Origin of the sequence: Stutzerimonas stutzeri, assembly GCF_000952685.1 — a bacterium.
Lineage (GTDB): Bacteria > Pseudomonadota > Gammaproteobacteria > Pseudomonadales > Pseudomonadaceae > Stutzerimonas > Stutzerimonas stutzeri_E.
The window spans coordinates 128058-142162 of sequence record NZ_JYHV01000020.1 but is presented as its reverse complement, the minus strand read 5'-3'; the positions used below and the strand labels follow the sequence as shown (position 1 = coordinate 142162).

At 60.5% G+C, this 14105-nt stretch carries 13 protein-coding genes; all 13 read right to left on the bottom strand.

What is annotated here, in order from left to right; translation table 11 throughout:
* Positions 1 to 2 precede the first annotated feature (2 nt).
* A complete protein-coding gene (locus tag UF78_RS12475; RefSeq protein ID WP_045162577.1) occupies positions 3 to 1547 on the bottom strand; it encodes an ABC transporter ATP-binding protein in 1545 nt (514 codons plus the stop codon).
* Positions 1548 to 1800: 253 nt separating this feature from the next.
* The gene (locus tag UF78_RS12470) at positions 1801 to 2256 is read right to left on the bottom strand and encodes a carboxymuconolactone decarboxylase family protein (protein WP_045162529.1); all 456 of its coding nucleotides are present in this window, start codon (positions 2254 to 2256) and stop codon (positions 1801 to 1803) included.
* Positions 2257 to 2266: 10 nt separating this feature from the next.
* Entirely contained in the window at positions 2267 to 3004 is a 738-nt protein-coding gene (locus tag UF78_RS12465) for an SDR family oxidoreductase (protein WP_045162528.1), read from the bottom strand.
* 263 nt (positions 3005 to 3267) lie between these two features.
* Positions 3268 to 3933: a TetR/AcrR family transcriptional regulator gene (locus UF78_RS12460; protein WP_045162527.1), complete on the bottom strand. Its 666-nt coding sequence runs from the start codon at positions 3931 to 3933 to the stop codon at positions 3268 to 3270.
* A 469-nt stretch (positions 3934 to 4402) separates the two neighbouring features.
* Positions 4403 to 5206 carry an outer membrane protein OmpK gene (locus UF78_RS12455; protein WP_045162526.1) on the bottom strand — a complete coding sequence of 268 codons (804 nt, stop codon included), beginning with the start codon at positions 5204 to 5206 and terminating at the stop codon, positions 4403 to 4405.
* A gap of 426 nt (positions 5207 to 5632) precedes the next feature.
* Positions 5633 to 6955 carry a 30S ribosomal protein S12 methylthiotransferase RimO gene (rimO, locus tag UF78_RS12450; protein ID WP_045162525.1) on the bottom strand — a complete coding sequence of 441 codons (1323 nt, stop codon included), beginning with the start codon at positions 6953 to 6955 and terminating at the stop codon, positions 5633 to 5635.
* A gap of 131 nt (positions 6956 to 7086) precedes the next feature.
* Positions 7087 to 8691, bottom strand: a complete 1605-nt coding sequence (locus tag UF78_RS12445; protein WP_045162524.1) for a sensor domain-containing diguanylate cyclase — start codon at positions 8689 to 8691, stop codon at positions 7087 to 7089.
* Positions 8692 to 8814: 123 nt separating this feature from the next.
* The gene (locus UF78_RS12440) at positions 8815 to 9885 is read right to left on the bottom strand and encodes an acyltransferase family protein (RefSeq protein WP_045162523.1); all 1071 of its coding nucleotides are present in this window, start codon (positions 9883 to 9885) and stop codon (positions 8815 to 8817) included.
* Between the two features lie 46 nt (positions 9886 to 9931).
* A complete protein-coding gene (locus UF78_RS12435; RefSeq protein WP_045162522.1) occupies positions 9932 to 10930 on the bottom strand; it encodes a glycosyltransferase in 999 nt (332 codons plus the stop codon).
* A 108-nt stretch (positions 10931 to 11038) separates the two neighbouring features.
* Entirely contained in the window at positions 11039 to 11251 is a 213-nt protein-coding gene (locus UF78_RS12430) for a hypothetical protein (protein WP_045162521.1), read from the bottom strand.
* Positions 11252 to 11274: 23 nt separating this feature from the next.
* On the bottom strand, positions 11275 to 11604 hold the full coding sequence (locus tag UF78_RS12425; protein ID WP_045162520.1) for a hypothetical protein: 330 nt from the start codon (positions 11602 to 11604) through the stop codon (positions 11275 to 11277).
* Between the two features lie 33 nt (positions 11605 to 11637).
* On the bottom strand, positions 11638 to 12855 hold the full coding sequence (locus UF78_RS12420) for a glycosyltransferase family 4 protein (RefSeq protein ID WP_045162519.1): 1218 nt from the start codon (positions 12853 to 12855) through the stop codon (positions 11638 to 11640).
* A gap of 100 nt (positions 12856 to 12955) precedes the next feature.
* A complete protein-coding gene (locus UF78_RS12415; RefSeq protein WP_045162518.1) occupies positions 12956 to 14074 on the bottom strand; it encodes a glycosyltransferase family 4 protein in 1119 nt (372 codons plus the stop codon).
* Positions 14075 to 14105 lie beyond the last annotated feature (31 nt).

The window sequence follows — 14105 nt, the reverse complement described above, 5'->3', positions numbered from 1 at the left end:
TCTCAGGCGGCGGTGGGCGTGGGTTGATCGAACTGGCCGGCCATCCAGCGGCCGACATCGGTTGTGGTGGTCTCGGCCGTCGCACGCAGCGCCGACAGGCGGCCATGGCTCAATGCCGCGATGCGGTCGCTGATCTGGAACAGCTCTTCCAGGTCTTCGGAAATCACCAGAATGGCGGCACCGGCGTCGCGCAGCTCGATCAGCTCACGATGAATCGCCGCGGCGGCGCCGACGTCCACGCCCCAGGTCGGGTGTGCCGCGACCAGCAGTTTCAGTTGCTGCAGGATCTCTCGGCCAAGAATGAACTTCTGCAAGTTGCCGCCGGACAGGCTGCGCGCCGGCGTATGGGTGCCGGGAGTCTTCACCGCGAAACGTTCGATGATGCGCCGAGCGAAGGCCTCGACCCGGTCATGACGGATCAGCCCGCCGCCGATCAGATCGTCCTGCTGGAAAGCAGTGAGCAGGGCGTTGTCGGACAGGCTCATGTCAGGCACGGCGCCATGCCCCAGGCGCTCGGCCGGGATGAAGGCCATACCGTGGCGACGGCGCGCGTCGGGACGCAGGTGCGCCACCGGCGCATCGAGAAAGCGAATGCGCGCACCCTGGCCGCGAGCCAGGCGCTGCTCGCCGCTGAGCAGCGCCAGTAGTTCGTCTTGGCCGTTGCCGGCGACTCCCGCGATGCCGACGATCTCGCCAGCGCGTACCTCCAGCATCAGATCCGCCAGCGATACGCCGAACGGGTCGACGTTATGCCAAGACAATCCCTCGACCCGCAGGAAAGGCGCACCGCCCCGGGCCTTGGGATATTCGGCTTCGAGCCCTTCGGCATCACCGACCATCAGGCGCGCCAGGTCCATGTCGGTGCACTCGGCTGGTACGCACTCGCCCGATACGCGTCCGGCACGCAGCACCGTTGCGCGCTCGCAAAGGGCGCGAACCTCGTTGAGCTTGTGACTGATGAACAGGATGCTGCAGCCTTCGGCAGCGAGCCGGCGCAGCACGACGAACAGATCGTCGGCCTCTTGCGGCGTGAGCACCGATGTCGGCTCATCGAGAATCAACAGCTTGATGTCCTGCATCAGGCAGCGAACGATTTCCACTCGTTGGCGTTCGCCGATCGACAGGCTGTGCACCAGCCGCTGCGGCTCCAACGGCATGCCGTAGCGTTGCGATACCTCGCGGATCTTCGGCTCCAGCTGCTTCGGCGTGCCGGCTTCGGCACCCATCGCCAGTGCAATGTTTTCGGCGACGTTGAGGGTTTCGAACAATGAAAAGTGCTGAAACACCATGCCGATGCCATACGCGCGCGCCTGTGCCGGGTCCCGCATGGTCACCGGCTGCCCTTCCCAACGAACCTCGCCGGCGTCCGCTTGTGTCACGCCGTAGATGATTTTCATCAGGGTGCTTTTACCAGCGCCGTTCTCGCCCAGCAGCGCGTGAATTTCGCCTGCTTGGATCGACAGGTCGATGCGGTCGTTGGCCAGGCAGCCAGGGTACCGTTTGGTGATGCCAGCCAGTTGCAGGCGTGCAGTATGGGATTCGGGCATATAGGCGTCCGCTGGATACTTCATGACCAGAGCACTAGCAAAAAACTGGCCAGGTAGTCAGGAAAATGCTGCGAAGCATGGATCAGCAGGCTGCGTGATTAAGCAACCACAGGACGAGGGTAGTCTGTGCTTCGCTTTGGTGCCTGTTCGTACGGAGTGCGGTGGTGCGCGCACCGTTTCTGGGCGGGACGACATTGGGCAGATGCCAAATCGGAGGTGAAGGCGCTACGCCTGTAGGCGTAGCGCCTTGGTGTTACTGCTCGGCCGGGTCCGGTACTTCACGCAGCGCCTGGGCCGCGTCAATGGCACGAGGAAAGCCCGCCGTGACGGTGGTCAGGTAGATCACCTCCTTCAGCTCGTCACGCGTGACCCCGTGGCGCAGTGCATAGCCCGCGTGGATTTTCAGGTACGGCAGGTTGCCCTGGGCGGCAAAGGCGGCAACGGCCGCCAGTTGCCGGGTGCGAGCGTCCAGAGCCGTACGGCCCCATACGTCGCCCAACGCGTAATCGGTGATGCCCTCGGCAAGAAACGGATAATCCCGTCGCAACGCCTCGAGTACTGGCTGACCGGCACCGCCGGACAGATGATCCATGACTTGCAAGCCACGTTCGCGCCGTTCGCTGCCAACTGTTTCTGGTGAAGCGAGCGCGAGCGGGCCGAAGATGCCTAACCAAGTGGCAAACATTAGCGTGCTATTTGCAATCCTCATCGCAGCGACCTCAGTAAGGGCTGGCTGTAGGGCGGACAATCAGTTCGCTGACATCGACGTCGGCAGGTTGATCGACGGCATAGGCGATGGCGCGGGCGATGGCCTCGGCCGGAATGGCGATGCGCCGGAAATCGTCCATGACCGCCCGGGCGTTGTTGTCCGAAATGCTCTCGGCCAGTTCCGATTCGGTCACGCCCGGCGAGACCAGGGTGACGCGGATGTCGCCGCCGACCTCCTGGCGCAACCCTTCGGAGATGGCACGTACCGCATATTTGGTCGCGCAGTACACCGCCGCGGTGGGGCTGACGGTGTAGGCGCCGATCGAAGCGATATTGATGAACTGGCCTGAGCGCTGGCGTTGCATCAGTGGCAGACCGGCGGCGATGCCATGCAGCACGCCGCGGATGTTCACATCGATCATCCGGTCCCATTCTTCGACCTTTAGCGCATCGAGCGATGACAGCGGCATGACCCCGGCGTTGTTGACGATCACGTCGACGCGGCCGAAGCGCTGTTCGGCGAAGTCGACGAAGGTCTGCACATCTTCGCGCCGGGTGACGTCCAGCGCCTTGCATGCGGCCACGCCGCCAGCCTCGTTGATGTCGGCTACAAGCCGTTCCAGGCGATCCAGGCGGCGAGCACCCAGCACGACGCTGGCGCCCTGCGCGGCCAACAGGCGCGCCGTTGCTTCGCCGATACCACTGCTGGCGCCGGTGATGAGTACGATTTTTCCGTTGATGTTCGACATGTGTCCTCCGCGGTTCATTAGGTGCCGGCGTCGGTGGCGCCGTCGAATGAATCTTGTCGCGGAGGGCGTTCGCTGCGTTATGTCGATCCTGCCGGGCGCTTGCCTGATGCTGGTGTGTGCGCTATCGGACGCCTTGGTACGGACCAGTCGCTTTCGCTTGCGGCCCATGGCCGATCATTCAGACGTTGGGAGGCCGGCCTCGGCGAACGGCTGTCATTGCGACATAGCGGCTTAGCCTGCAACGGCGGGACTGCGCGGCAACGTCAGGCTGGCGGTGTCAGGCCACAACCTTTGAGGATGACCCGGATCAGAGTGTCCGTGCCGCGCTCGAAATCATCCTTGGTCACCCGGCGCTGGCCGGTGATGCGGCGGATCTGGTCGGAGAAGTCCGCATAATGCTGGGTGCTGCTCCAGATCAGGAAGATCAGATGCATGGGGTCGACCGGGTCCATTTTGCCCGCGTCGCTCCAGGCCTGGAACACCGCAGCGCGGCCGCGGAACCACTCGCGGTAGTCTTCGTTGAAATGCTCCGACAGGCATTCACAGCCGCTGATGACCTCCATGGCGAAGATTTTCGAGGCCTGAGGCTGTCTACGCGAAAACTCCATCTTGGCGCGGATGTAGTGCGCCAGCGCGGTGGCCGGATCATCCTCGACGGTGAGGTTATCGAAAGCGTTGTCCCAAAGCTCGAGGATATGCCGCATCACCTCGACATAAAGTCCCAGCTTGTTGTTGAAGTAGTAGTGCAGATTGGCCTTGGGCAGCGCTGCACGCAAAGCGATCGCGTTCATGCTCGTGCCCTTGTAGCCATAGCGGGCGAATTCTTCCGCAGCCGCCGAGAGAATCAGTTCTTCGTTTTTCTGGCGAATCCGGCCGGTGCGTTTGCTGGCAACAGACGGCTGGGTGAGCGTTGCGTCGAAAGTATTCATAAGTCCGTTCCCTGTGGTGGCGGTATCAGCCCGATGCGCTTCCTAATGCTAGCGTAGGCGGCATCGGCTGATTTTCCTCGCGACAGCAGCAGATCGAGCAGATTTGTCGCAGTCGTTCAGGAGTCGGGGCTGCAAGAAACTGACCAGCCGCTTAGGTTTACCGGTGCGATTCGGGTTGTGTACCCGAAGGGCTCTGGCACGTCGCTTTTGACTCCCTTGTCTGCCGGCTGCACGGGCGTCCGACCCGCATTCGTGCACCAAAATGGGATCATGGGGCGAGGCTTGCCCTCTTTTGTAGCGCATCTGTCTCCGCTGTCGGCAAGGCCGGCTCGCAACGGACCGGCCGAAACTGCTTGTGCCGCCTCGTAGCAATGGCAGTCATCATCCGATAACGACCGCCATGGTCTCAGGCTATGTCAGATACGACTTCCAACCGAACGCCGAGGGGCGAAGCGCGTGGCCGTTCGTATCAGAAATGAGCCTTGACGATGAAGTTGGTGACGTTGTTGTCGGTATTGAAGGCACTGCTGTCCTCGATTCCATACTTGTTCGTCCAGTAGTCATATTCGATACCGACGTAGAGCTTGCCTGGCGTGTAATCGAGCGCCTTGCCGAGGTCGTACTTGACCTGCGGGTTGAAGTGGAAGTTTTTGGCCAGGTAGTCCCCCTTGGCCTTGGAGCCCGCGTCGTTGACGACCCAGTCGATAAAGCCATCGAACAGGATGTCTGACTTGCCCACCGGGAAGGTCATGGCCCAGGTCGGTGTGATCTGCCACTGGCCGCTCGGCGCGCCGGTGATACCGTCAGGCTTGCGGTAGTAGGTGTTGATTGAGAGCCGGTCGAAGCCGGGCACTTCCAGATCCACCGCTGGGCCGAGCAGATAGTTGCGATTGCGTCCTTCGCCGCGTTCGTAGGTGGCCGAGAGCAGCACGTCCGTGACCGGGCCGAAGGAGAGATCGGCGCCGGTGATCTTGCCCAGCGACAGGCGCGGGCTGAACTCACCGTAGTAGGTGTGGCCGTCGCTGCCGGAGATGCCGTTGTACCACTTGTTATCGACGAACAGGAACATATCCCCCCAAGTCCAACCGCTGGCATGTTCGAAGGTGATGGTCTGCTGGATATCGCCTTCTTTGCCGCCGGCACCGTCTACAGAGAAGTTCTTGCCGTAGAGATAGGTCAGGCTGTTGTTTTGCCACAGCATTGGCGCGGCGGCCGCCTGGCCTGCGAGCGTCAGGCTGCCCGCGAGCGCGGCGATGGTCAGAATGGACTTCATAGAGGAGAGCTCCTATTGCGTTATGTGGCTTGTTTTTCTTGGCCGGATGGTCAGATGTTGCTGCTTAAGCAAGACCTGCGCCAAGTATTATTTAACGATGGGGGCTCTTTGAATATCTTTTTATTTCAAGTACATAGTTTAGTTCATGAGGCGCTTGATCGATTTCTGCAAGCGCCTTTACCTAATGCCGCTCCATAAAAAACCTGACCGTACCGACAGTGCCCCAATTTGATGCGGGCAATTGGCCATCAGGGCCGAACTCAACGTGGCGCGACGTCAGGGCTGCCGCGGCGCCACCATTGCTCCTTAAGGTGGCCGATGATGATCGCTACCGGAGAAACGAAAAACCCCGCCGATTGGCGGGGTTCATTTGTCACCTCGAGCCCCGCCGGGGCGAGGTCTTTATGGGGTTTTGGCCGACTTTGATCAGATGGTCTCGGCCCACAGGTCGTACTCGTCGGCGTTGGTCACACGAACCCAGACCTTGTCGCCGGCCTGCAGCGGATGTTCGCTGTCGACGTAGACCATGCCGTCGATCTCCGGGGCATCGGCGTAGGAACGACCGATCGCACCATCTTCATCGACTTCGTCGATCAAAACTTCGATTTCCTGACCGACCTTGCGCTCCAGCCGCGCGGCGCTGATGGCCTGCTGGTGGGCCATGAAACGGTCCCAGCGGTCTTGCTTGATCTCATCCGGCACCGGCTCCAGGCCCAGCGCCTCGGCCGGTGCGCCCTCGACCGGGGAGTACTGGAAGCAGCCGACACGGTCCAACTGTGCTTCGGTGAGCCAGTCGAGCAGGTACTGAAAGTCCTCCTCGGTCTCGCCGGGGAAGCCGACGATGAAGGTCGAACGAATGGTCAGCTGCGGGCAGATCTCGCGCCACTTCTTGATGCGAGCCAGGGTCTTGTCCTCGAAGGCCGGGCGCTTCATGGCTTTCAGTACTTTCGGGCTGGCGTGCTGGAAGGGAATGTCGAGGTAGGGCAGCAGTTTGCCCTCGGCCATCAGTGGAATCACGTCGTCGACGTTCGGGTACGGGTAGACGTAATGCAGACGTACCCACACGCCCATGCTCGACAGCGCCTGGCAGAGCTCCAGCATGCGCGTCTTGACCGGCTGACCGTTCCAGAAGTCGGTCTTGTATTTCATGTCGACGCCGTAAGCGCTGGTGTCCTGGGAAATCACCAGGATCTCCTTGACGCCTGCCTTGACCAGACGCTCGGCTTCGCTCAGCACATCGCCCACCGGGCGGCTGACCAGCTTGCCGCGCATGGAGGGGATGATGCAGAAGCTGCAGGTGTGGTTGCAGCCTTCGGAAATCTTCAGATAGGCGTAATGGCGCGGGGTCAACTTGATGCCCTGCGGCGGAACCAGATCGATGAAGGGATCGTGGTCGATATTCGGCGGCACCACTTCATGCACGGCATTGACCACCTGCTCGTACTGCTGCGGACCGGTGACGGCCAGCACACTGGGATGCACGTTGCGGATGCTGTCTTCAGCCACGCCCATGCAGCCGGTGACGATCACCTTGCCGTTCTCGGCGATGGCCTCGCCGATGGCATCCAGCGATTCGGCCTTGGCGCTGTCGATGAAGCCGCAGGTGTTGACCACCACCACGTCGGCGTCCTGGTAGGTGGGCACGATCTGATAGCCCTCCATGCGCAGCTGAGTCAGGATGCGTTCGGAGTCCACCGTGGCTTTGGGGCAGCCCAGTGATACGAACCCGACTGTTGGCGTTTTGCTCATCGACAATGACCTCGGAACAGCGCATGAAAAAGGCGCGCGAGTATACAGAGCTGGATGTTTTTTAGCCATGTCGGTCGTCGTGCTCGGCCGGTGTGAGTCCACGCCGGCCGAGTAGGGTGTGCCCCTGTCGGCTAGCCGTCCCGGTTGGAATCTTCCGTTGGGTCCCGATCCAGTTCGGCGACCTCTGATCGATTGCGGCCCTGCTGCTTGGCCCGGTACAGCGCCCCGTCGGCCAGCTTGAGCACGCGATCGATTCCGTCGGCGTGTACCGGCCAGACGGCAATACCCAGAGAAATGGTGATGTGCCCCACCGGTGCAATCTGCTCCTGCTCGACACACTGGCGCAAGCGCTCGGCGACCCGTAGTGCGGATTCGATGCTGGTGTTTGGCAGCAGCATCAGAAACTCCTCGCCACCACTTCGGCACAGCGTGTCGGCGCCACGCGAGCAGGCGGTCATCAGCTGAGCGAGATGAAGAATGACCTGATCGCCAACGTCATGGCCGTAGTTGTCATTGATGCGCTTGAAGTGATCGATATCCAGAGCAATGACGGCGAACGAGTGGCCTTCGGCGCTTAACGCGTCCAGAGCCAGGGTAAGACCGCGGCGGTTGTGCAGGCCGGTCAGCGGGTCGGTCTGGGCATCGAGATTGAGCTTGCCGATGCGTTGGTGCAGCAGGCTGATGCCCAGCTTCAAGGCGCGCTTGAGCTGCGCGGCTTCGAAATACCAGGAGCGGATACGTTGGATTCTTTCCGCGCTGGTAGGGGCGTCCATTTCGCCGGCGCTTCTCGCCAACTGCCAGAGCGGGCGTGAAATCAGCGCTGACAACCACCAGACGCCGATAAACGTCAGCAGTGCGAGGGGCGCTGTTTGCCGCAGGATCTCGAGCATCAGATTGTCGAGTGGGTGCAGCGTCACCGCGGTCGGTCGTTGCGCGACGATGCCCCAGCGGGCGGTTGGAACCGCTGCAAAGCCGGCTAGCATGTCCTGCCCCTGGCTGTTGATGACCCGCTGGCTGCCCGACTCGCCGTGGATTACCCGATCGATGACTGGGTTTCCCTTCACGACGGTGCCTAACCGTTTGGGGTCTGGGTGGTACAGCAAGCGCCGGTTCTGATCAACGGCGTAGAGATAGGAGCCGTCCTGGTAGTAGTGCTCGCCAAGCATGCTGTTGAGTATGTTCGGCTCCTTGAGACTGATGACTCCGCCGATATAGCCGAGGTAAGTGCCTTCCTTGTCCACGATCGGATGCGAGATCAGGACCACCAGCGTACCGATCGCTGAAATGTAGGGGCTGCTGATCAGCGCTCTACGCTCTCGAAGCGCTTCGCGTGCACCGGGCGAATCCAACCGCTGACCGATCAGCCGCTCGGCATTACGCGACGTCGCGCGTATTACGCTCCAGGCATCGGTGACGACCACGGTATTGAAGCTGTTCGTCTGCAATCGTAGGCGTTCGGCCTCGCTAAGTAGCTTGCCGTTATCGTTGAACTGCCCGCCGAGGATACCCGCGCTGTATGCGAGCTGTTGCTGTACCGAATCGAAGAAGGTTTCTGTGCCGATTGCAAGCTTGAGTGCGTAGACCCGGTTGGCCTCGAGGGTACTGTCGATGAGTGAATCGCGCTGCACCTGATAGCTCGCATAAAAGCTGATGCTCAGCGTAATCAACCCGCTGAGGATGGCCAGCATTACGATCAGCCGTCGCAGGTCTACGCGAAACAGTGGGGCAAAAGGCATGGGGTCTGATTGTGGTAGGCAGGAAGGAATCGTGATGCATGGTAGGGCGTTTGACTACAGGGCTCCAGACTTGCAACGAAATCTGTGAGAGATGGGGCCTATCAAGCGAGGCAGACGCATTGGTCAGGGGGCTGGGCTGAGGTCTGTACGGCTGATACTCGCTCGCGCTCCGGGCAGATAGCGTTTCAATCGCAGCGCTGGAGACTCGATCAAATGCCAGGATAACGCCGCGATAGCGATACTCGCTGACAGGCTGATCGCCATGAACGCACCCAGTGGCAACTGCGGACTGAACCCGTGCATCAGCAGCTGTTGGATCGGAAAGCTGAAAATGTAGATACCGTAGGAAAAATCGCCATATTTGCCGAACCGGGACAATCGCGGGATGGGCAGGTGCGCCAGATAGATAGTCAGGTAAGGCAAGGTCAGGACGTGGACGAATAGCCACAATTCAGTCTGCGCGCTGAGCAGCGATACGGCCAGCAGCGTCAGCGCGATCTTCCAGTTCCACGGCACGCTGCGGCGAAACAGGTACAACGCCGAGCCCAGGAAGAAGAACATGCCCAGTCGGGTCGACTTGCGCAGAATGTCGCTTTCCAGGCCCAGGCTCGGTGCCAGCTGGAAATGGATCAGTATCAACGCGATAGGTACCACCAGCACTGCGATACGGCCGAATACACGGAGCAATCCCATCAGCAGCAAGGAAACGTACATCAGCACTTCGTAGGGCAACGTCCAGACGGAGCCGTTGACGGTTTCGGGAAAGGGATTGCCGGTAAACACCTCGGGCAGATGGAAATGCGTAATCAGCGCGATGTTGCCGAGGTAGCCCAAGGTCTGGCGGTTAAGAAAGTACTCCTCGAGTGACAGCTCGGTCGCCAGCGGCCCGACAATGAGCACGGTCAAAAGTACCGATACGCCCAACGCCGGGAAAATCCGCAGGGCGCGTTTCGCGGCGAAGTCCAGCGGACTGCGACTGTTGATCCATGATGCGGCGATCAAAAATCCGCTCATGACGAAGAACAGGTTCACGGCAATGTCAGCGGTATCCATGGATCCGGTAAACAGCCGTACCGGTTCGACTTCGCCGGCCCCCGACAGCCAATAGCAGTGGCCAAGGACCACTGCCGAAGCGGCAAAAAAACGCAAGAAGTCGAAGTTGTTCTGCTCGCGCTGAGTCGAAGCGATATCCATGGACAAGTCCTGGTGATCCGGGCGCCAGCACTGCTACAGGCAGGGCTCAACGCAACGGGAAAGTTTTGCTCATTCCCAGAACGCCGTTTTCGCCGTCATGGATGGCTTGTTCGATAAGCGCCAGGCGCTCACGGGTATTGCGCAGCCGGGCGATCAGGCGCAGCAGGGTGAGAAAGATCGCCCGATTGAGGCGATGCAACCGGGGGGAGGCGGCCCAGACGTTCTTGTCGAACCAGGCTTGATTGCGTGCGGTGTAATAGGCGCGGAAGTCCGAGTCACCGAGCAGAAAGGCTTCGTAGATATTACGTGTGTGCGCCTTGATGTTCCAAGACTGCTCAAGCTCGTCGATTACCGCATCGGTGAACAGGAACAATCGCCCCCCGCTTGCGGTGATGCGCCGGGTGTACTCAGTGTCGTCGACGTATAGCACCAAATCTTTCAACGGCAGGCCGATGCGCTGGTACAGACTGCAATGCGCGAGCATGCCGCCGTAGGGAGCGAAGGGCAGACTGATACTCGCCAGCCGCTTGCCGGGCCGTTTGGCCCAAGGAAGCCTACGCCAGATCTTGAAAGGTAACTGGGCGATGTGAAAGCCGAAATAGCTGGAGCGCGGCTGCAAGATATAGCGCGGCGGTACGCCTTGGGCGATGTCGGCCTGCTGTGTTGCCCGGTAGCCCAGTACTGCCACCCGATCCGGGCCGAGCAGGCTGCCCAGACGCGCGACCTCCCGATGCAGGATCGACACTGCGGCGGCCGTCGGGGCGTTATCGTCATCCATCATCCAGATGTAATCGGCGCCGCCGGCCAGCGCGGCTTCGAGCGCCACGGCATAGCCATTCGCCGAGCCGGTATTGTGTTGCAGCTGAATCAATCGGACCTTTCCCGGCCAGCGTTCTGACAATTGTTCCAGCGGTGCGAGCGCGGCGTTGCTCACGATGATCACTTCGTTAATCTCGACGAACGCCAGCGCGCGCTCGATCAGCTGCTGCAAATAAGCCAGCCGATCTCCATAGGTCACGGTCACCACGGAGGTTTTCGGAGTCATTGGGGGGCTCTGCATGAATCGGGGGGAACGATCGCCGCGTCAGAGGGCGCGGAAGGGCCGTCTGACGAGGCGCTTAGGGACAGCAGCGGGACGCGTGCGGTTCGAATTTCAGAGGTCGCTGGTCATTTTCATCCTCATCAGCGCAGTCGGATCGGCGTCGAGAATGTCGTTGTCTCGGTCTGCGGTAAAAAAAGCATGAAACACACTGATCAACCGACTGCCGCCAGGCATTCCCGGTAGTTCGGGTGCCTGGAATATTTCGGTATAGGAATATCCGTCGGCATAAATCAGCGATTGCCTGTTTTGGTCTTCACTGTCCATAGCGCCTCCAAAAGGTCGCAGGGTTAGAACGAGTAGCGGATGCTGTCGCCAGAGCGGATGTAATGGTTATCGGACAGCGGTTTCGCCAGGCGTACGGGGGACGGGGATACCGTTACGCGGCGACTGCTGTCATCGCAGGAGGGAACGCCCTGGCGAACACCATGATCGAAGGCGATTGCTGCGGGGTCACCGCTGGCGCAGCTATACGTGTCCCGCGCAAGACTGTCGTATCCCTGCGGATACAGCTTTGCTTTGGCACGTTCGGAAATTTGAGTGGCGACGGTCGTCCCGCAGATCAGCAGGGCGATGCTCAGTACGCACGTGGTGCGGATGCATTGGGTTGCAGTGTTCATCCTTGAAACCTCGCAATTGTAATGAGGTCTTGGTCAGGCTTGCTTCATTGGAACCGCGGCGGGGTAAACCGGCGTAACGCTTGCCGGAGTTACGGTCGTTCGGTGCAATAGCGCGTCCTGCCCTTGAAGCAACGAAACCTCTCGAACCCTAGTATCTACGAAAGCCCTGATCTCCTGCCTGAATCGTTCGGTTGAAAAACGCTCCGCGCTGGCTCGGCATGCATCAGGAAAGATGTGATGTGCTTCCGATTCGAATTCCGCGATCGCAGCGATCAGAGACTCGGGCGTCTGCTCGGGGTAGAACACCCCGGTCGGCTCCGGATGATCAATGCCCCGAACGGTTTCCAGTACTCCGCCTCGACCGTAGGCGATGACGGGCGTTCCGCACGCCTGGGCTTCGATCGGCGCGATACCGAAGTCTTCCTCCGCGGCGAAAACGAATGCGCGCGCGCGCTGCATGTAGTGCAGCAACACCGCGAAATTCTGATAACCCATCAGCGTCACGTTTGGCGTTGCGAGCTCCTTCGCTTTTTCCATCTCGGGCCCTGCGCCGATGACGATCAGCTTCTTGTCAGGCATCCGGGAAAACGCTTCGACGATCATTGGAATGCGCTTGTAGGGCACCATCCGTGAGGCCGTCAGATAGAAGTCTTCCTTGTTCGCATACAGCGTGAACTGACGGGTGTCGACGGGTGGATAGATGACGGTTGATTCGCGCCGATAACTCTTGTTGATGCGCCGGCCGATGAAATGCGAGTTGGCGATGAACTCGTCCACGCCGCTCGCAGTGCGCTGATCCCACATACGCATGTAGTGCAAAAGCATGCGTGCCAGCTTGGCCTTGAAACCATGGTCCAGGCTGGCCTCGTGCAGATACTGATGCTGAAGGTCCCAGGCGTAGCGGATCGGCGAATGCACGTAGCTGATGTGCAACTGGTTCGGTCCGGTGAGTACGCCCTTCGCCACGGCGTGACTACTGGAAATCACCAGGTCATAGGCCGACATGTCGAGCTGTTCGATGGCCAGCGGCATCAGGGGCAGGTACTTCTGATAGTGCGTCTTGGCCTTGGGAAGCTGCTGAATGAAGGTGGTGGTGGCGCGCTTGCCGCCGAGACTGCTGCGATCTTCATCGGAGAGGAAGTCGATCACGGCGAACAGGTCTGCTTCCGGCCAGGTCTCCAGCAGCCCGGCGAGCACCCGTTCGGCGCCGGCATAGGTCACCAGCCAGTCATGAACAATGGCGATTTTCATACGATAGCCTTTCAGGGATGAGGTGGCAGCGGGATCAATCGTCGAGCGTTCGGCGACTGGGGTATCGAAGTGCGGCGATGGGCATCTGTCGACGAGGGGGTCAATGCTTCGGCTGGCTGAACGGGAGTCGCTGTAGGCCTGCCTTATTGCCGTCGCGTACGTTGGTGAATGCCTGGTCGATCAGCCTGGAAACCTGTCGGGCCGATGAATTCCAGCAGTACCGTGCCACGTTCGCCTTGCCACGCCGCCGCAAATCCTGGCGCAAGGCTTCGTCGCGCAGGATCCGCTGCATGCAATCCGCGATGTCCTTGACCTTCAGCGGGTCGAAGTACAGGGCGCTGTCGCCCAGTACCTCCGGAATGGAGGCGGCACGTGCGGCGATGACCGGGCAGCCGCAGGCCTGCGCCTCGAGCGGGGGGATGCCGAAACCTTCGTAAACGGACGGGAACACGAAGGCTGTTGCGCCCTGGTAGGCCTCCACCAGTTCTTCATCGGTGAGCCGGCCGAGCATGCGGATTCGACGGCTGCCGACAACGTCGTGGAGGCTGCCGGAGAAGACTCGATTCGAGTCGCCAATGATGCGTAGCTCGACGTCCTCGAGCCCTTCCATTCGGAGGAACGCGGCAACCATCCTGGCGAAGTTCTTGTGCGCGCTATGAGAGGACACGGCCAGCAGGTAAGGCGCCGAGGCCCGGGGACATTGCTCTGCGCAGAAGGGCTGAAAGCGTGCATCCACTGCGTTGGGCACCACCCAGATGTGGCGCGCCGGATAGCCGTAGAAACGCGCTATTTCTTTCCGGGAAAATTCGCTCACGGTAATCAAGGCCTTGATTCGTTTGAGTAAGAGGGGGGTCAGGTTGCGATAGGTGGCCCGGAATGCTCTCGAGTAGCTTTCCGGATGCCTGACATAGGTGATGTCATGGTGGGTCGCGATCTGGTTGCCGTAGACCAGCGGGGCGGTATTGCAAAATGAGACCAGCGGCGGACTGCCATTGCGTACCAGCCACAGCGGGAGGTCCACCTGCTCCCAAAGATGTCCGCGGTGGCGGCCGATGCGAAGCACCTGCAGTTGCTCGGCACTGCCGTGCAGGCGGATATCCTGGGGGGCGACGAACACCAGATCGTCGCGTAGGGTTTTGAGTTGCAGGCTGATCTGCTCTGCGAAGCGCTGTACTCCCCGTATTTCCTGGGTCAGAAAGCGAGCATTGATCACAATCATCTGAAATTCCTCTTTTCAAAACGGTTTCCGA

Bases quoted from the DNA above. Each gene is read 5' to 3' on its own strand.
- UF78_RS12420 (WP_045162519.1), bottom strand. From the start codon at position 12,855: ATGAAAATCGCCATTGTTCATGACTGGCTGGTGACCTATGCCGGCGCC.
- UF78_RS12425 (WP_045162520.1), bottom strand. From the start codon at position 11,604: ATGAACACTGCAACCCAATGCATCCGCACCACGTGCGTACTGAGCATC.
- UF78_RS12445 (WP_045162524.1), bottom strand. From the start codon at position 8,691: ATGCCTTTTGCCCCACTGTTTCGCGTAGACCTGCGACGGCTGATCGTA.
- UF78_RS12470 (WP_045162529.1), bottom strand. From the start codon at position 2,256: ATGAGGATTGCAAATAGCACGCTAATGTTTGCCACTTGGTTAGGCATC.
- UF78_RS12440 (WP_045162523.1), bottom strand. From the start codon at position 9,885: ATGGATATCGCTTCGACTCAGCGCGAGCAGAACAACTTCGACTTCTTG.
- rimO (WP_045162525.1), bottom strand. From the start codon at position 6,955: ATGAGCAAAACGCCAACAGTCGGGTTCGTATCACTGGGCTGCCCCAAA.
- UF78_RS12475 (WP_045162577.1), bottom strand. From the start codon at position 1,547: ATGCCCGAATCCCATACTGCACGCCTGCAACTGGCTGGCATCACCAAA.
- UF78_RS12455 (WP_045162526.1), bottom strand. From the start codon at position 5,206: ATGAAGTCCATTCTGACCATCGCCGCGCTCGCGGGCAGCCTGACGCTC.
- UF78_RS12460 (WP_045162527.1), bottom strand. From the start codon at position 3,933: ATGAATACTTTCGACGCAACGCTCACCCAGCCGTCTGTTGCCAGCAAA.
- UF78_RS12415 (WP_045162518.1), bottom strand. From the start codon at position 14,074: ATGATTGTGATCAATGCTCGCTTTCTGACCCAGGAAATACGGGGAGTA.
- UF78_RS12435 (WP_045162522.1), bottom strand. From the start codon at position 10,930: ATGACTCCGAAAACCTCCGTGGTGACCGTGACCTATGGAGATCGGCTG.
- UF78_RS12430 (WP_045162521.1), bottom strand. From the start codon at position 11,251: ATGGACAGTGAAGACCAAAACAGGCAATCGCTGATTTATGCCGACGGA.
- UF78_RS12465 (WP_045162528.1), bottom strand. From the start codon at position 3,004: ATGTCGAACATCAACGGAAAAATCGTACTCATCACCGGCGCCAGCAGT.